An 18,394-nucleotide genomic window follows, 5' to 3' on the forward strand; every position below is an offset into this window, starting at 1 on the left:
AGCATTCATACATATGACTGTTTTCTCCTCCTGCATAGGGCCTTCATCCAAAAAATATCTCTTGTGCCCTGTGCAATATTGCAGTATCAAACGGTCTGAAGTATTCGGGAGTATCTATAGAAACCCACCGTAAAAAACAGAATGCGGACTGCAGGATTTAGTCCGCCCCAACAAAAAAATGGTTACAAGGATGATAAAAACCATATCTTCTGGGAGGGTACCCTCTCGTCGTGTTTCATTACACGCCCTGCTGATCGGCTCAATAGTATGTGGCTCTGTGTTTATCTCCAGTATCGCACAGGCTTACGAGCTGCCCACTCTCGATCAACAGCTGCCAATTATCTGGCTCGTCTTAACGGTCATTGCGTTTTTGATAGTTTGTGCTTTTGCACTGAATAGACAGTTGAGTCTAAGCAAATTAAAACGGGAAACTGACCGACGCATTGATAGTCTGGGCGCGGAAAATACCAGTCTGTTTCAGCAAGTGCACAGCCGCAATAGCGAATTTAATGCTATGGGAAAGCAACTGGAAGAAACTCGCGAAAGCCTGGAACTTTTACGACAAGAAAAATCTGATCTACTCACTATCGCCCGTCACCAGTTACACCATCCACTAGATACTTTACTCGGCACCCTTAATTTACTGGCACGTAGTGAAGACAATAACATCAAGGCCCTGGTGGAAATCGGCAAGCGCCAACTTAATGCGGTACTTAAATCCCTGGATGACCTTCGCCAGGTTGGAAAAGTGGAAATGGTGGAACTGAAGTTGCCAAAGGAAGTTATTGGAAATAACGGTACTCGCCTTTCAGTGTTATTAGTAGAAAATAATAAACACGAATCCCTCCAGTCAGTCCTGGAATCCATGGGACACCATGTGCAACGGGAATGTAATGGTATTGACGGCAGTAGTGCCGCGCTGCAAAAAACATTTGATTTGATTCTCACGGACACTCATCTACCACTAATGGATGGTGTTGAAGCAGTACGTGAAATTCGCCGTGAACGCGGCGCTGAACTCCCAATTTTTGCCCTGCTGCAAAATACTAATACTGGAGACAAAGAGCGCTACCAGGCCCGCGGTTTTACCGGGGTGCTTACTCACCCTGTCGCCGACCGCCAAATAATGCAATTAATGAGCTGGGCCGGGCGACGCAGCCAGGACGCCAATATCCAACAAAAACCGCGGCCAGCAAAACTTCTCAATACCAACACTTTGTTTCGCCAGCGGGACACTCTCGATCACCTGACTTTCGCCGAACTCCTCAGTGATCGCAGTGCCACCTTGCCCAAACGGATAACCACCCTGACCAGTGCCCTGACTGGACGCCACTGGCGGGATGCGGAAAAACAGGCACAAAATATATCCAGAGCTGCATCAGAGGTTGGGCTCGACAGTGTCGCCGCACGCCTGCGCAGCCTCGCAGCCAATCTATCGATCGACAGCGAGCGGGAGCACTGCAGGCAACAGCGCACGGAGCTGCTGCAACTTATGCGTGAATCCGTTCGCCAACTAAAAGCCTGGCGTGAACGCAATGTACACACAGAGTGGGCCTTGAAATAAAAGGGGTAGCTCCATATCGTCAAAGGCGGCGACCACATCCGATTGTCGCAAATAACTGCCATTCCAACTCACCTAAGTTGAATTGAATCGCTCAGGCCACACTATATTTTACTGAACCCTTAAGAGAATAAAGTTATGTCTGAGCAGTACCCCGTGCGGTCCCAGGAAGCCCGAGAGCAAAGCGGACGCGACCTGGCCATCATGGTTTATTTAATCCAGGCCATCAGCCTGTTTACTGCTGTTCCAATGTTTATTGGTGTGCTGATCAACTACTTTAAACGCAGCGATGTGCGCGGCACCCTGGCAGAATCCCATTTTCGCTGGCAGATTCGTACCTTCTGGTTCTGGCTGCTGTGGACCATCGTAGGCATCTGCACCGTATGGATTTTTGGCCTTGGCTATATCGTTCTCGCCATTAACTGGATCTGGGTTTTCTACCGTGTCATCCGCGGCTGGCTGGTACTCGTAGATCGTCGCCCAGCCTACTGACTTTGCAAAAGTTAATAAATTCAAAATATGCGTTTTACCTGCGCAACATATTGCGCAGGTTTTACATTCTCTTTAATTTTTGTAAGCCTTCCTAAAGCCAATATTTTCCTTTTAATCACTACTGCTAAGAACACACACCCAGTGACAAAAGAAACAAAGATTCTGCTCGATTATTCGAAGTAAAATGTTTTTGCCTCTCTAAATTCACTAATTCCACTAGAAAAAGCCTCCTCCCCTAATTTGTGTAAATTTATGACAAATAACTACCAACCAGCTATTAATTAGTTGAATACTTACTAATTTAAATTTCTTATTGTTCGGATTATTCGCCCTGAATTTCAATATGGCTAGAAGTCCAATCCCCCAGCAGGTGAAATTATGCGAAGATAATCGCCTCGTTGCCTTTGCTAGGGAGAATAGGATTCGTGAGTCAGGATCAAAATACCCCACTGAGGGAAGATGTGCGTCTGCTTGGCGAGGAGCTGGGTTCGGTATTGCGTGAGCAGGCTGGCGAGCAGCTATTCGATACCGTCGAAACGATACGCCAGGCCGCTGTAGAGAGCCGCAGCACTGGAGAGATGCAGGTAGATCGCCTGCGTCATCTACTTGATCCCCTCGATGATGAGACCCTGCTCGAGGTAGCGCGCGCCTTTAGCCAATTCCTGAACTTGGCGAATATTGCTGAGCAACGCCATCGCGAACGCCTGCACCGGCAGCACCAGCGCTTCTCCGGCGACCCAGACACCGATCGCGGCCTACGCCAGGTGCTGGAGGAGCTGAAACGGGCCAAGATACCCTCGGATGAAATTCACAAGGTTTTGCAGAACCTGTCAGTAGAGCTGGTCCTTACCGCCCACCCTACAGAGGTTACCCGCCGCACCTTGATCCGCAAGTACGACCGAGTTGCTGACCTGCTCGCTAAGCTGGACCGGCCAGACCTCACTGTAGAGGAAAGCCAGGAGCTACGGCGACATTTACATGAACAGATTCTCTCTGCCTGGAGCACCGATGAAATTCGGCGCGAAAGGCCGACACCGGTCGACGAGGCCAGGTGGGGCTTTGCCACTATCGAACAATCCCTGTGGCAGGCAGTTCCCCAAAGCATGCGCGCCATTGAGAAAGAGCTTGATCTGGCGGAGTTACCGCCTCTGCCGGAAGACTGGGTGCCTATCCGCTTTGCCTCTTGGATGGGGGGCGATCGCGATGGCAACCCCAATGTCACTGCCTCGGTAACCCGTAGGGTGTTGCTACTTGCGCGCTGGATGGCTGCCGATCTCTACTTGCGGGATGTGGAAAATCTGCTTGCAGACTTATCGATGCACAAAGCCAGCGAAGAGTTATTAGCGCATACTGGACCCAGCCACGAGCCTTATCGCCTGGTGCTGCGCCAGATCCGCAACCGTTTGCGCAACACTCGCGCGCAGATAGAAGCGTGCATCAATAACCAACCGAAGCCCAAGGGCGAAACCTTCACCAGCGCCCAACTGTCCGAACAACTGCGCCTAATCGACCGCTCCCTCCGCTCGATGGGCCTCTCCGCAATTGCCGATGCCCAGCTTAAAGATACCCTGCGCCGTCTCAATTGTTTCGGCATTACCTTGCTACGTCTCGACATTCGCCAGGAATCCACTCGCCATGCAGATGCTCTCGATGCCATCACTCGCTATCTCGGTATTGGCAACTACGCCACCTGGGATGAGAAGCGCAAACTGGAGTTCCTACTGGCAGAGCTGGACAACCGCCGGCCATTGATCAACGCAGATTTTTACCAAACAGATTTCTGCGATGAAGATGTGCGCGAAGTGCTGGAAACTTGCAAGGTAGTCGCTGAGCAGGGCACCGAAGGTCTCGGTGCCTATGTGATTTCCATGGCGAAAAAATCCTCCGATGTCCTGGCGGTAATGCTGCTGCAAAAAATTGCCGGCGTTCAACAACCAATGCGCGTAGTACCACTGTTTGAAACCCTCGACGATCTGAACAATGCTGCCACCACCATGAGCACCTTGCTCAATATTTCCCAATACAAGCAACGTGTGCTGGATGGCCAGGAGGTAATGATTGGTTATTCAGATTCCGCCAAGGATGCCGGCTTCCTCGGTGCCGCCTGGGCGCAATTTCGCACCCAGGAAGCACTCACCGATATCTTTCGCAACCACGGTATTCCACTGACTTTATTCCATGGTCGCGGAGGCTCCATTTCCCGTGGCGGTTCCCCCACGCGGATGGCTCTGCTCTCTCAGCCGCCAGGTTCTGTTGCCGGCCGCATCCGGGTTACCGAGCAGGGAGAAATGATCCGCTTTAAATACGGCCGTCCGGCAGTTGCTGCCTATAACCTGGAGCAGTACGTGGCTGCAACACTTGAGGCCACCCTAATGCCACCCGCGCAACCACGACCTGAGTGGCGCAACCAAATGGAGCGCCTTACGGATATCTCTATCGATAGCTACCGGGAGGTTGTTCGCGACGACCCCGCGCTGGTCGCTTACTTACGCACCGTCACTCCCGAAACGGAGTTGAGCCGGCTCGCTCTGGGAAGCCGTCCTGCAAGACGAAAGCCCGGTGGCGGCGTGGAAACATTGCGTGCCATTCCCTGGGTATTCGCATGGACCCAGATTCGCTTAATGTTACCCGCTTGGCTGGGTACCGGTACCGCCTTGGAGCAGGCCTTAAAGCACGCTGACGAGGCCGATACTCTGCGCGATATGAACCACCAGTGGCCCTTCTTCCAAGGCGTGGTGGATATGCTGGAAATGGTATTGGCCAAGTCCGATACACGGGTCGCCTCCTGGTATGAGGAGCGACTGACCGACGATCAAGAATTGATTGCCCTTGGTGAGAACCTCCGAGAGCGCCTCAGCCACACAGTGAGTGCACTGCAGCGGCTCACCGGGCGGGAAAGTCTGTTGGATAATAATCCGGTAATGCGTTGGTCGATACGCGTACGTGACCCCTATACAGATCCACTTCACTTGCTCCAGGCAGAGCTGATGGCGCGTTTGCGGGAGAGGGAGGCCGACACGGTATTGGAAAGTGCCTTAATGGTTACCATCGCCGGAATTGCAGCCGGTATGCGCAATACTGGTTGAGGGTGGTAAGAAACCCGTTCCAAGATAGTGCAGCACAGCTGTGTGATCAAATCGAGGCCACTCGATAGTATGCGGGGAGCGGACGGGCCGCTCCCCTATTTAGTTCCGATCAAAACCGCCCGGTAAGCGCCATGATAAATAGGTCCGGTGGCAAATCCTGGCCATTCACTTCCAACCGTCCCCGTTTTACTTCAAGGTGCATTTGCAACTCACCATCTTTTTCCAGTAGCAGCCCATATTCTCGTAACATCATTGCTTGAGCTACTAATGGTGACTGCAATAGGGCTGACTCCGCCGCGCTCAATGTCATGGTGCCCACCAGTGGTTTCAACCATTGATTCAGTGGGCTGCCCCCACGGTGACGAGGTGGACGTTGTAACCCTTTCCAGTCAATATCCGCATCCACTAACACCGGACCATTATGTGACTCCACTACCAGTTGCTGTTGAAGACGCAAAGGTGGGCGCATCTCACGGGCCCAGTTGCGCTCAGGATTGGGCAACAACACACGCAGGTAGTGGCCCAAGTCTGCAGCGGTGATTTCGGGCAAGGTCATCTGTTGACGAGCGGAGATGATCGGAGTTGCAGACTCTACATTGGGCAACTGCAAATCACTTACAATTTTTAAAGTCTGTGCAGCAAGCATTTCCAAATCCAGGTCGAGAGTAATATTTCGCAGTTGTACAGGTCCCGAATCAGACTCAGCACGTAACAACGATAATTGCAGCTGCGCCTTACCACCGCGCCCGGGCTCTACTTGAAACTCACCCTTGAGGGGCTCAGTAAATAATACCTCCACCCCGTCCCGTATCTGTCGCAGGCTACCCAAATCAATAACGCCATCTAACATGGCTCCGCTATAATCCGTTTTTACTGTGATTTCACCGCCATCAAATTCCAGCTGGCCATAGGTACCGGTATTTTTGAAGGGCTCAAAACGCAGTGTGTTCAGTACGCGGTTATCAGCTGTTACAAGAGTTTCCAGTACCAATGGGCTATCCTGTAAACGGCCATATATGCCCTCAAGCCGTGCGCGTAATTCAGGGGTTAACTGCTCCAATTCCAAGCGTGTTTCACTATAGATAACCCCTAATCTCGGCCCTTGGGAAGTAAACAGTACAGGGCCATGGTGAATTTCAGTATGCAGCTCGGTAGTACCATTTTGCAGTCCAACCTCAGTATTAGTCTCAGCACCAAACCAGCCACGCTGGTAACTCGTGGAATTACCCCCTTGTAACCTACCGACCTGCTGTTTCCAGACCTCCTCCACCTTGGGGCCAATGAAACCCGGCGCCGCAAGGGCGGAAATCACCAATAAGACAAGCACAATAAGCAGGAGCCAACGTAATAGTTTCATAGGGATTGATCTAACAACAGGATTTACGCCGATGTTAGCAGATTATGCAGAAACTAGTACGATCGAAATACCAAGATAGAAACCAGCAAGGTTTATAGTTGCTACTCTTTAGAACCACTCTAAAAATAAACCACTGGGCATAGCGCCTTATCCACTTTGGCAACCATTATCTAGAGAAGCCAAGAAAACCAAGATATAGAGTAAGGGAGTTCTGCTTAAGAAATTAAAAATTATTCTTCTTTTTGAAGGGCAGAACAATTCTCACAATTTAAAGTAAAAGAGGCCATTCTCCTATAGCACCATAGTGATCAGCTTTGCCGTTTCCCATGTACGACTCGATGAAACGTTTTCCTTTATTGGCAATTTATCAATCAAAAAATCCGAAATAAGAAAGATAGCCATTGACTCAGTTGAGGAGCGTGGCTATTTTTTCCCTATCCTACAACCAGATTTCACCAGGAAAAATTCCAGAATTTATCTTTCCACCCAATAAGCTTGCCTTCTTTCGCGAACACCTGCAGGGAGTACTTCCCTCCAATATAAAATTTATTACATAAAAATTTCGATCGAAGAAGCAATCTGCAAAATCGGTATGGCACAGATCAAGTAGCCAAAAATGTTGAATAGTGATAAATCTGCGTTATTGTTAAACGATCATTGTCTCTCTTTAACGGGGATATGGAGGTACATTTCGGCTGTCGGGCTGGCAACCTGATACCTGGGCGGATAGAGCTCAAAGTCTGGTTTCTCGATATAGTCATAATTAGACTTTGGCAGCCAGCTCCCCCAGATATACTTCAATGTCTGCTCCAGGGTGGTAATAGATCCGCGGTGAACAAATTTTGCATATAGCTGCTCCGGTAGTTCCCGCGCCACCATTCCCTCGGGTACCTGAGTCAGGTCGGCAACCGGCGCACAGCAGACATACTTAAACTGAATTTCATCACCCGCTTCCTCATAACACTCATAGATGCCAAACGATTCATCGTTGATACGATTGGGGATTTTATCCCTGTAAGGTCGAAATGCAGACCAGAGCTTTGGCAAGCTGAGATTTTCATGATCGTATTCCTGCGCTATCCCCACCAATTGCATCGCTGGGCGCGAAATAATTTGTGGCTCCATGGACAGCTCATTTTTCAAGAAGTGCAGCATATGGGGGCTAAATTGATCTTTATATAGCAACCGGAAAGGGTCCTGCTGCTTTCGATACTGCGCCGGGGTTACATTAAATAAAGCTTTAAACGCGCGAGTAAACGCTTCTTGGGAATCAAATTGGCACTCCATGGCAAGCTCAAGAATACCAATATCTTCACTCAACAACCTCTTTGCAGCGACGGTCAATCGGCGCTTACGCAAATACTCTTTCGGTGAGTCCCCCACTAATGCCTTAAAAATACGGCTGAAGTGGTAGGTGGAGTAATGAGAGGCAGCGGCAATTTCGTGAACAGAAATTTTGTCGTATAGATGCTGCTCTACGAAGTTGATACTTTTAAAAAATCGCTGCATGAGAGGCTCCTTTACTGCCTATTTACGTTGGGATGGTGAGATTTTTGAGGAATACCTTCCCGGTTTAGCATGCCTTTAAATCAAATTCGTTCACTAGTGATAAAAAAGCGTAAATGGGCAAATGCCTTGTCCCTCAAAGGAATAATCGCCTGGTAGGCTGGATCATTGAAGAATGCATAGATCGCCTCCCGATCCGGAAAAGATACCACAACAAATGCCTTTGGTGACCGACCTCCGTCCAGGGCTTCTTCCACATCATAAGAGGCGATAGGCACCCCCCATACTGTTGCATTAATTGCGGAGCCAAACCTATATACTGCTGAAGAGCCTGCGATTCCTGTAGGTTTGGTGAAGACTCTATATGTAAAAATACTGGTAACAAAGCAATAACCTCTTAAGCATAAAAAATTTTAAGTTGCTTGACTAAGAGCTTCTAATGACTAACTTTGAGAGGCCACTCGCCTATGCCAAAAAACCAGAAGTGGAACTATCGCAAGCTCAATAATCGTAGGCGGTAAAACCTGGTCATCCACCAATCCAAATTCCAGAATATTGCTTAAGCGACCCAGACCGCCAATGAAGAGGGATAAAGCCACGAAGTAAAACAATGCTTTATGTTTTTCGATATTGCTCAGGAAATACAGTAGAACCAACCCCTGGGCAAAGAAAACACCAAAGGCAAATCGATATTGATTATCCCCAAATCCTCTCAAGGGGCTATCTGGGCCAAAAAGCATAGCACCACCACTCAGGGCAGCACTGCCATTCAGCCCCCCAAATGCACTGATCCCGCCAGAAACAAAACAGATCACTGCCAGTGCTACCACTAACAATTGGAAAATTTTTCTTTCTATAGAACTCGCCTGATTCATAGTGTCACCTTAGTTTGCCGTATTTGAAGAGATGACCTAATCATATTGGTCGGTAAGGCCCAATTTTTGATATTTCTTGCGGTCTTGGTATCCCATGAGGACAGCAAGAAATATCAAAACCCGAGGCGCTTAACCGCTTATCTTTCCCTCCAACAGCCGGGTATATCCATATCCGGGCACCAGTTCCCAATATCCACAGAGACAGAAAGATGATTAAGAGTGTATTGATTACCGGAGCGAATGCAGGCTTAGGCAGGGAGTGCGCCAAGCAACTGGCGGAGTACCAGCAGATTAACAAGATCTATCTCGGGTGCCGCAATCTGCAGAGAGCCAAAAAAGCCCAGGCCGAGCTGATGTCGGAAACAGGCAGGAATATCTTCGAAGTATTGCTGATCGATGTCGCAGATCAACAATCCGTGAAAGAGGCGGTTCAAACCTTAGACTCCCCAATTGATGCACTGGTTATGAATGCTGGCGGCACTGGAGGTAAAGAGTTTTATAAGAAAACCCCTGAGGGAGTCACACAAATTTTCGCCGTCAACCTGCTCGGGCATGCACTACTGACTAACGAGTTGCTGAAAGCCAATAAATTAACCCAGGCTGCTATCTACGCCGGCTCCGAGGCCGCTCGCGGCGTAAAAGAGATGGGTATGAAGCAACCAGACCTGAAAAGCGCCTCTGTGGAGGAATTTATGCAGATCTGTGAAGGAGAGCTCTATGCCAGCACCAAAGACGCTACGGTGCCCTATGGTCCGATAAAGTATATGGGCGCCCTATGGATATCTTCCATGGCACGGGAATTCCCCCATATCCGCTTCGTAACCATGAGTCCGGGGGCTACTGTAGGCACAGAGGGCTTCAATACACTGTCGTTATTCAAGCAATATATGATGAAGGGCATGATGCGGATTATGCTGCTATTGGGCAAAGTCCACAAAGTCGAAATAGGCGCCAAGCGCTATATCGATGCCCTGCTGGATACAACATCCTTCCGCACAGGTATTTTTTACGGCAGTGAACGCGGATTGACAGGACCTCTAGGTGAACAGCGGAAGCTTTTCCCGGACCTGGACAACCCTACCTATCAGGACAATGCCAAAACGGCGATCAATCGCTTTATCTAGTGAAGGGTCGCATCAGGTAAGGGCCCTGTGCGCCTTTGTCTGCACTTAAGGTCTCTCCGATCTGACAGTACTCCCTTACCTATACTTGGCTGTTAAATACGAACCACCATGAGCAGCCAATGCTTCGGATATTCTTCAGCCTATTGTTATCACTTCCTGTTTCCCTAATTGCTAGCGAGGAAAAAATTTCCGTCGTCAAGGCACCTCCCCTGACCCTCCTGGATCCAACAACTGTGGATAAGTTCGTTAACGAGCTGCCAATACCTGTAGAGATCCGACCCAAGAGCTCAGCTCCACTCAAACTGCCAGCAAGGCCCACCCAGGTTTGGATGGGGCTACGGGATAAGGAAGGCAAACGTTTAATGACAAAGGCCTGGGGTTTTGAGTATGCAGGTCGCATCCACTCTCCCGGCCCTACTATTCGCGCCCGGGAAGGCCAACCGGTATTTGTACACTGGGCCAATGAGCTACCGGGGCCGCATCTATTTCCGGTGGATCGATCCATTCACCTCGCCGACGTAAAAGATCCCAAAGCTGTACCTATGGTTATCCACCTTCACGGCGGGCATACAGAATGGAAAAGTGACGGCAACCCCCTCGCTTGGTACACCCGAAATTATCACGAGACGGGCCCGTTATTTGAAAAAAAGATTTACGAATACGACAACTCCCAGGATGCCACCACTATCTGGTATCACGATCACACCCTGGGAATGACCCGACTTAATGTTTATGCAGGATTATTCGGTTTTTACTTGGTCGGCGACGAGAATGAAGATCGCCTGATACAGGAAAAACTACTTCCCACAGAAGAGCGTACCTTGGTTGCCGCTATTACAGACAGCCTGTTTAGCTCCGATGGACAGCTCTATTTTCCTGGTTGGAGGGACCAGCCTCCATCACCGGTTTCCCACGAGGCAGTGAAGGCCAATTGGCCCAACCCTTCTCACCTGGACGAATTTTTTGGCAATTTTATGTTGGTAAACGGCATGGCTTGGCCCAAAGTCAACGTCACACCACACGTTTATCGACTGCGATTACTCAATGCGTCCGATACACGCACACTGATACTCAGGACCGACGAAGGTACCCCCTTTGTGCAGGTCGGCAGCGACGGTGGGTTTCTCGATCTCCCTGTGCAACTGAACGAGCTGGTATTGGCGCCCGCAGAGCGAGCAGATGTTTTAGTGGATTTCAGTGGTTATGAAGGACATAAACTGACACTGCGAAATTTTGGACCAGATATCCCTTTTAAGGGATTTGTGAAGGCCAGTAATCCAAAGAGTTCAATTCCACTGGTATACAACCCTGATGGTAAACGTGTATTAAGTGATGGGCGCGGTGGCACCACACCAGCTACCGACCCCGATACCACTGGCCAAGTTTTGCAATTCCATATTGCTTCGGCACCTGCAAAAGCCTCTCCCGATAAACAGAAAGCAGCGGTCAAAGATATGATTGGAGATTTAAAGCTAACCTTGAATACTCCCCTGCGCCCTCCACTTAATAGGCTTAGTCAAGCGAACTACACACGACAGCTTGCCACCTACCGCCTGGACGACCCCTATGGCCGTAATCTGCTGATGTTAGGTCCAGTAAAAGAAGGCTCCCTATTTTTCGAGGACCCTACCACGGAAATTATCCAGCACAACGCCGTAGAGATCTGGGAGATATACAACCCTACAGTATCGGCTCATCCAATCCATATTCATCTGGTGGAATTCCAAGTGCTGGATCGTCAGCCTTTTAAAGGCAAACTTATCCCCAAGCCGCAGAAATTGATGCATACCGATAAGGTATTTCAGGGGGCACGACTGGAAGTAACATCTCTACAGGGGAAACCCCTTCCACCACAACCAGAAGAAAGCGGCCCTAAAGATACGGTCATTGCACTTCCCGGCCAAGTAACACGGGTAATAGCTCGCTTTGACCGTGAGGGCCTCTATGTGTGGCACTGTCATCTACTCTCTCATGAAGATTACGATATGATGCGACCATTTAAGGTATTGGCGCCTAAACCGGAAAATAATCACTAAACAGATAACCTTTAATCTGACCTCAAGACCGGAGTATTGATTGGCTATAATTATTCAACAACTCAAATTTAATAAGACAATAAGAAAACAAGAAGCAAATACAGCAATTTCTAACTATAGGCCTAAAACAACCAACCAAAACTTACTGAAATAGAAACAAAAAAGCTTACCACCTGCGACAATTAACCCTATATAGAAAACCAAAAAACCCAGGTTAAAAATTATTATCCAGACATACTCTTTCCTTTTTTAGGCGCAGCACGAGAGCTTCTAGTAATAACTATCACTTGCAAATATGGCGGTTAATTCCAATTAAACGAGGGGTACAAAATAATAATAAATCGATTTCAATCTTTCTTAATTAACCATAAAATAGTCGGACTAAAAATTGACAGGTGATTTTCATTATACTTTAAGTGAGTTAAGAGTTTTTAATTATATTATGAAAATGAAAAATTTATTCTCCGGACTACTTCTAGCGCTACTAGCCAGCACCAGTTTTGCATCAAGCACCATTGAGCCTAATAAAACTATCGAAGGCATTACTACCTATAAATACTATGCAGTTATTAAATTCTCACCAAATGCTAGCGGCAACGAATTAGGGGAAGGCTGCCCATCAGGTTCCAGCAACCATGTAGTCATAGAATTCGACCACAATGATGGAACAGATAATAATGACACGAAAGAGCAATTCTCATCACTTTTGTCTGCATATTTTGCAAAATCTAATACTGTAGGTTTTGGAGTAGAGGATTGCAGGGAAGGTAACGGAAATAATTACCCACTAATTTATCGGGTAAATATCTGATCTTCGCTAATAAGTGAATCCATAGTATCTGGGCGGTGTTCCAACCGCCCTAGAAATTTCTCAGCAAGGCACCAAAGCCTTGGCCACACGGGAGTTGGTCTCCCGCCCCAGCTGTTCAGAAATAAAGTTCCCAGCCTCTGCCAGCAACTGTAAATCCACGCCGGTTTCAATACCCATGCCATTGAGCATATAGAGTACATCCTCACTGGCAACATTACCGGAAGCGCCGCGGGCATAGGGGCAGCCGCCCAAGCCAGCTACGGCGGAATCTACTACTGCGACACCCATTTGTAAGGCCGCGTAGATATTGGCCAAGGCCTGGCCGTAGGTATCGTGGAAATGCACCGCAAGTTTTTCCACAGGTACACGGGCCATCACCTGTTTCAGCATACGCTTGGCGGCTTCCGGGGTGCCGACACCGATGGTGTCGCCCAAGGAAATTTCGTAGCAACCCATTTCCAATAGAGCGGCACTGACTTCTGCCACTTTGGCCGGATCAATATCGCCTTCATAGGGGCAACCAAGTACGCAGGATACGTATCCGCGCACGGGTATACCGCCTTGCTTGGCTTTTTCCACCAGTGGACGGAAGCGCTCAAGACTCTCAGCAATACTGCAATTAATATTTTTCTGGGTGAAGGCTTCTGAGGCCGCGCCGAATACAGCGACCTCATCCGCTTTGGCTTCCACTGCGCGCTCATAGCCTTTTAAGTTTGGCGTGAGGGCGCTGTAGATAACACCGTCTTTGCGCTGGATACCCGCCAGCACTTCCTCGCTGGCGGCCATTTGCGGTACCCACTTGGGGCTGACAAAGCTGCCGGCTTCAATAACCGACAGCCCGCTGGCACTGAGCTTGTCCACCAGCGCGATACGGGTCTCCACAGAGATAGGCTGCTTTTCATTTTGCAACCCATCGCGGGGGCCCACTTCGACGATTTTGACTTGCTTGGGCAAAGTCATTACTGCTCCTCCCCGGCAAAATCCACCAGCAGGCTACCGCCATCCACTAATTCACCTTCGGCGCAGAAGAACTGCTGCACAGTGCCGGCTGCTGGAGCCCGCAGGGTGTGTTCCATTTTCATGGCTTCCATGACCAGTAGCGGCTGGTCTTTTTCTACTGTAGAGCCGGGCTCAACCAGCAGCGAAATTATGGTGCCGTTCATGGGGGCATCGAGGCCGTGGGCCTGGTCATTGCTCTCACCGATATCTGGTGGCAGCAACTTAAATTCCACCTGGGTGCCATCGATAAATACAGCACCACCATCGCGGGTATCCACGGCGGAGAAACTCATGCGACGGCCATCCACCAGCATCAAGTCGCGTCCCGGCAGCAGGCGAATGTCACCGCTGTTCTGTTCCTCAGGCAAGGCATCGCAAGTCCAGCGCAGGCTATCGCCCTCTGCAACAAAGCGAATTTGAGCGTGCTGGCCACGGTAGTCCACCGTCTGGGTGCGACTGCCAGCCAGAGCATTGCGCCAGTTATCGCCATTATGCCAGGGAGAGAAAGGATCCCGCTGGGGTGCGCTGTTGCGCAGATCGCGCTCTTCACGCTGCTGCAAATAACCGGCAATAGCAGCGCATTTCAGCGGCGTCAGTGTCTGCTCCTGGTGCAGTACTTCCGCTTCGTAATCCTCGATAAAATGGGTCGAAATACAACCGCTGGCAAATGCCTGGTGATTGATCACTCTGCGCAGGAATTCGATATTGTGGCGCACACCGGCAATCTGATAATCACGCAATGCGCGATCCAGTTTGGCCAAGGCTTCTTTGCGGGTGCGGCCGTGGCAGATCAATTTGGCGATCATCGGGTCGTAATGCACACTGATTTCATCGCCGGTCTGCACGCCGGTGTCCACCCGCACGCCCTCGCCTTCCGCCGGGGGCTGGTGGCGCACCAACACGCCAGTTGCCGGCAGGAAATCATTATCCGGGTCTTCGGCGTAGATGCGCACTTCCATGGCGTGGCCATTGATCTGCAGCTCATCCTGGCCCATGGGCAGGGTATCGCCAGCGGCAACTGACAGCTGCCAGGCCACCAGGTCCTGGGCAGTGATCATTTCCGTCACCGGGTGCTCCACCTGCAGGCGGGTATTCATTTCCATAAAGTAGAAGGCACCGCTGGCATCCAGCAGGAATTCCACCGTGCCGGCACCCACGTAACCAATCGCGTGGGCCGCACGCAGAGCCGCTTCACCCATGCGGGCGCGCAGCTCCGGAGTCATGCCCGGTGCGGGAGCTTCCTCCACTACTTTTTGGTGGCGGCGCTGCACCGAGCAATCCCGCTCAAACAGATAGACACCGTTGCCCTGCTGATCGCAGAACACCTGAATTTCCACATGGCGGGGACTCACCACATAGCGCTCCAGCAGCATGATGTCGTCGCCAAAGGCATTCATGGCCTCACGCTTGGCAGCGCCCAGTGCTTCGTGGAATTCACCGGCACTGTCGACACGGCGCATGCCCTTACCACCACCGCCGGCAGCGGCTTTCAGCAATACCGGGTAACCGATGCGGTTGGCGTGACCTTCCAGCAGCTCTTCATTTTGGTTGGTGCCGTGGTAACCGGGCACCAGGGGCACATTGGCCTCTTCCATAATACGTTTGGCGGCGGACTTGGAGCCCATCGCCTCAATCGCGCCGGTGGGCGGGCCGACAAAAATAATGCCGGCGCTATCGCAGGCGCGGCAAAACTCGGCATTTTCCGACAGGAAGCCGTAACCCGGATGGATGGCATCCGCGCCTGTCTGCTTCGCAGCACCCAATACCTTGTCAATATCCAGGTAGGAATCCCTGGCCGGCGCCGGACCCAGGTGTACCGCTTCGTCCGCCATCTGCACATGCAGGGCGTCGGCATCCGCATCGGAATAGACGGCAACGGTGGCCACCCCCAGGCGGCGGGCGGTCTTTATAATACGGCAGGCGATTTCGCCGCGATTAGCTATTAACAGTTTGCGAATCATAAAATTATCCTTCGCCACCATTCATCCACTTGGGTGCGCGCTTTTCCAAAAACGCACTCAACCCTTCCTGTCCTTCCGGCGATACACGCACGGCAGCGATCAGCGCGCTGGTCTGGCCCTGCAATTCATCGTTGATAACCCGGTTGGACATGGACATGGCCAGTTGCTTGGCCATGGCGACCGCTTTGGGGCCATTATCGGCGATGGCATTCACTAATTTCTGCACATGCAGGTCCAGGTCGCCCTCGGCGCAGACTTCGGATACCAAGCCCATTTGTTCCGCGCGCTCGGCGGAGAAGCGCTCCGCCGTAACAAAGTAACGGCGCGCGTGGCGGGTGCCGATCGCATTGATGACATAGGGGCTGATGGTGGCGGGCAGCAGCCCGATTTTGACTTCAGACAAACAGAAGCTGGCGCGCTCAGAGGCCACGGCCATATCGCAGCAGCTCACCAGGCCCACAGCACCGCCAAATGCAGCGCCCTGTACCCGCGCGATAGTAGGCGCAGGGAAGGTATCAAGCTTGTACAGCATGGCGGCAAGCGCAGCGGCGTCTCGGCGGTTTTCCTCTTCTGAGTAGGTCGCCATGCGCTTCATCCAGTTGAGGTCGGCTCCGGCAGAAAAGCTCTTGCCATTGGAAGCCAGTACCAACACACGTACAGCGGGGTTTTGCGCCAGGGTGTCAAAGGTGGTGGCCAGCTCGTGGATCAGTTCATCATCAAAAGCGTTGTGGATTTCCGGCCGGTTCAGGGTGACCGTGGCCACGCCCTCGCTATCCACTTCGCACAGCAATTTATCGCTCATTGTTATTCCTCGATTGGGGCGTCTCTCAAAAGCGGCACCGGAACATTTCATTGGCGCCGCAACCACGGTTCCTTACATACGGAACACGCCGAACCTGGTCTCTTCCGGCTCCTTGTGGCTCGCCGCCGCCAGGCACAGACCGAGCACGCGGCGGGTATCCGCCGGATCGATAACGCCGTCATCCCACAAGCGCGCGGAGGCGTAGTAGGGGTGCCCCTGGTGTTCGTAGTTATCCACAATCGGCTGTTTAAACTGGCGCTCTTCCTCTTCGCTCCAGGATTCACCACGAGCGGCCATCTGGTCGCGCTTCACCTGGGCCAATACGCCAGCAGCCTGTTCACCCCCCATAACCGAGATGCGCGCATTGGGCCACATAAACAGGAAGTTGGGATCGTAGGCGCGGCCACACATACCGTAGTTACCGGCGCCGAAAGAGCCGCCGATGAGGATGGTAATTTTGGGCACCTTGGCGGTAGCGACAGCGGTCACCATCTTGGCGCCGTGTTTGGCGATGCCGCCCGCCTCGTACTGTTTGCCCACCATGAAACCAGTGATATTTTGCAGAAAAACCAATGGAATCTTGCGCTGCGCACACAGCTCAATAAAGTGCGCGCCCTTCTGTGCACTCTCCGCAAACAGGATGCCGTTGTTGGCAACAATTCCCACCGGATAGCCCTGGATACGGGCAAAACCAGTTACCAGAGTGGTGCCGTACAACGCTTTAAATTCATCGAACTCAGATCCGTCCACAACCCGCGCGATAATCTCGCGCACGTCAAAAGGCTGGCGCGAATCCTTGGGCACCACACCGTAAATATCTTCCGGTGGATAAATCGGCTCCACTGGCTTTTGGATATCCAGGCCGGGATTTTTGATGCGGTTCAGGCGCGCTACAGAGCGGCGCGCCAACTGCAACGCATGTACGTCGTTATTGGCGTAGTGATCGGAAACCCCGGAAGTGCGACAGTGCACCTCGGCACCGCCGAGCTCCTCAGCGGAAACTTCTTCACCGGTGGCCGCTTTCACCAGGGGCGGGCCCGCCAGGAAGATGGTGGCCTGCTCTTTCACCATAATGGATTCGTCTGCCATGGCCGGCACATAGGCTCCACCGGCGGTGCAGCTACCCATAACCACCGCGATCTGCGGAATATTCTGTGCAGAGAGATTGGCTTGGTTAAAGAAGATGCGACCGAAGTGCTCACGGTCTGGGAAAACGTCGTCCTGGCGCGGCAAATTAGCACCACCGGAATCCACCAGGTAAATGCACGGCAGATTGTTCTGCTCGGCGATGGTCTGCGCGCGCAGGTGTTTTTTTACTGTGAGGGGATAATAGGTTCCACCTTTTACAGTGGCATCGTTAGCCACTATCACACAGGGCTGACCGGAGACGGTGCCGATGCCGGTAATAATACCCGCAGCCGGAACATCCTCACCGTAAACCTCGTGAGCGGCCAGCTGGGAAAATTCCATAAAAGGGCTACCCGGATCGAGCAGCGCATCGATACGGTCCCGTGGCAATAATTTTCCTCGCGCCAGATGTTTTTCCCTTGCGCGCTCGCCGCCGCCCTGGGCGATGGCTTCCACTTTCTCGCGCAGGTCTGCCACCAGCGCCTGCATCTGCTCGCGGTTTTCGCCAAAGGCGGTATCGCGCGTGTTTATTTTGCTCTGCAACTGATTCATAAAGTCCGATTCACTTTCCCGGAGAAAAGACCTCCACAGGGCGCAGCTTATTGCCGCAGTGCCCGGCTGGAGACAGCTGCCGCCGGCAGGCGCCGGCGGCGAGA

At 51.4% G+C, this 18,394-nt stretch carries 14 protein-coding genes; 6 read left to right on the top strand and 8 right to left on the bottom strand.

What is annotated here, in order from left to right; genetic code table 11:
* Positions 1–190 precede the first annotated feature (190 nt).
* From P3339_RS21265 to ppc, 3 genes are all read left to right on the top strand, one after another.
* Complete coding sequence (locus P3339_RS21265; protein ID WP_282951816.1) at positions 191–1,564, top strand: response regulator; 1,374 nt, start codon at positions 191–193, stop codon at positions 1,562–1,564.
* Positions 1,565–1,699: 135 nt separating this feature from the next.
* A complete protein-coding gene (locus P3339_RS21270) occupies positions 1,700–2,053 on the top strand; it encodes a DUF4870 family protein (protein WP_282951817.1) in 354 nt (117 codons plus the stop codon).
* A gap of 425 nt (positions 2,054–2,478) precedes the next feature.
* Complete coding sequence (gene ppc, locus P3339_RS21275) at positions 2,479–5,139, top strand: phosphoenolpyruvate carboxylase (protein WP_282951818.1); 2,661 nt, start codon at positions 2,479–2,481, stop codon at positions 5,137–5,139.
* A 109-nt stretch (positions 5,140–5,248) separates the two neighbouring features.
* Here ppc and P3339_RS21280 read toward each other — a convergent pair whose 3' ends face one another.
* From P3339_RS21280 to P3339_RS21295, 4 genes are all read right to left on the bottom strand, one after another.
* Positions 5,249–6,496 carry a DUF945 family protein gene (locus tag P3339_RS21280; RefSeq protein WP_282951819.1) on the bottom strand — a complete coding sequence of 416 codons (1,248 nt, stop codon included), beginning with the start codon at positions 6,494–6,496 and terminating at the stop codon, positions 5,249–5,251.
* Positions 6,497–7,150: 654 nt separating this feature from the next.
* Complete coding sequence (locus P3339_RS21285; protein WP_020411579.1) at positions 7,151–8,005, bottom strand: AraC family transcriptional regulator; 855 nt, start codon at positions 8,003–8,005, stop codon at positions 7,151–7,153.
* Between the two features lie 80 nt (positions 8,006–8,085).
* On the bottom strand, positions 8,086–8,280 hold the full coding sequence (locus tag P3339_RS21290) for a DUF1330 domain-containing protein (RefSeq protein ID WP_282951820.1): 195 nt from the start codon (positions 8,278–8,280) through the stop codon (positions 8,086–8,088).
* A 165-nt stretch (positions 8,281–8,445) separates the two neighbouring features.
* The gene (locus tag P3339_RS21295; protein ID WP_282951821.1) at positions 8,446–8,877 is read right to left on the bottom strand and encodes a DUF4345 domain-containing protein; all 432 of its coding nucleotides are present in this window, start codon (positions 8,875–8,877) and stop codon (positions 8,446–8,448) included.
* Between the two features lie 209 nt (positions 8,878–9,086).
* Here P3339_RS21295 and P3339_RS21300 point away from each other — a divergent pair, with 209 nt between their 5' ends.
* The 3 genes from P3339_RS21300 (at position 9,087) to P3339_RS21310 (ending at position 12,848) form a co-directional block, all read left to right on the top strand.
* The gene (locus P3339_RS21300) at positions 9,087–10,001 is read left to right on the top strand and encodes an SDR family NAD(P)-dependent oxidoreductase (RefSeq protein WP_282951822.1); all 915 of its coding nucleotides are present in this window, start codon (positions 9,087–9,089) and stop codon (positions 9,999–10,001) included.
* 119 nt (positions 10,002–10,120) lie between these two features.
* A complete protein-coding gene (locus tag P3339_RS21305; protein WP_282951823.1) occupies positions 10,121–12,037 on the top strand; it encodes a multicopper oxidase family protein in 1,917 nt (638 codons plus the stop codon).
* Positions 12,038–12,425: 388 nt separating this feature from the next.
* Entirely contained in the window at positions 12,426–12,848 is a 423-nt protein-coding gene (locus P3339_RS21310) for a hypothetical protein (protein WP_282951824.1), read from the top strand.
* Positions 12,849–12,908: 60 nt separating this feature from the next.
* Here P3339_RS21310 and P3339_RS21315 read toward each other — a convergent pair whose 3' ends face one another.
* The 4 genes from P3339_RS21315 to P3339_RS21330 all read right to left on the bottom strand — a co-directional run bounded on the left by P3339_RS21315 (position 12,909) and on the right by P3339_RS21330 (position 18,290).
* Positions 12,909–13,808 carry a hydroxymethylglutaryl-CoA lyase gene (locus P3339_RS21315; RefSeq protein WP_020411585.1) on the bottom strand — a complete coding sequence of 300 codons (900 nt, stop codon included), beginning with the start codon at positions 13,806–13,808 and terminating at the stop codon, positions 12,909–12,911.
* Positions 13,808–15,808 carry an acetyl/propionyl/methylcrotonyl-CoA carboxylase subunit alpha gene (locus P3339_RS21320; RefSeq protein ID WP_282951825.1) on the bottom strand — a complete coding sequence of 667 codons (2,001 nt, stop codon included), beginning with the start codon at positions 15,806–15,808 and terminating at the stop codon, positions 13,808–13,810. Before P3339_RS21320 ends, P3339_RS21315 begins: the two co-directional genes overlap by 1 nt.
* 4 nt (positions 15,809–15,812) lie before the next feature.
* Positions 15,813–16,610 carry an enoyl-CoA hydratase/isomerase family protein gene (locus P3339_RS21325; protein WP_282953633.1) on the bottom strand — a complete coding sequence of 266 codons (798 nt, stop codon included), beginning with the start codon at positions 16,608–16,610 and terminating at the stop codon, positions 15,813–15,815.
* 72 nt (positions 16,611–16,682) lie between these two features.
* The gene (locus P3339_RS21330) at positions 16,683–18,290 is read right to left on the bottom strand and encodes a carboxyl transferase domain-containing protein (protein WP_282951826.1); all 1,608 of its coding nucleotides are present in this window, start codon (positions 18,288–18,290) and stop codon (positions 16,683–16,685) included.
* Positions 18,291–18,394: the final 104 nt, after the last annotated feature.

Source organism: Microbulbifer sp. MLAF003, assembly GCF_030012965.1.
In the GTDB taxonomy this organism is placed as follows: domain Bacteria; phylum Pseudomonadota; class Gammaproteobacteria; order Pseudomonadales; family Cellvibrionaceae; genus Microbulbifer; species Microbulbifer variabilis.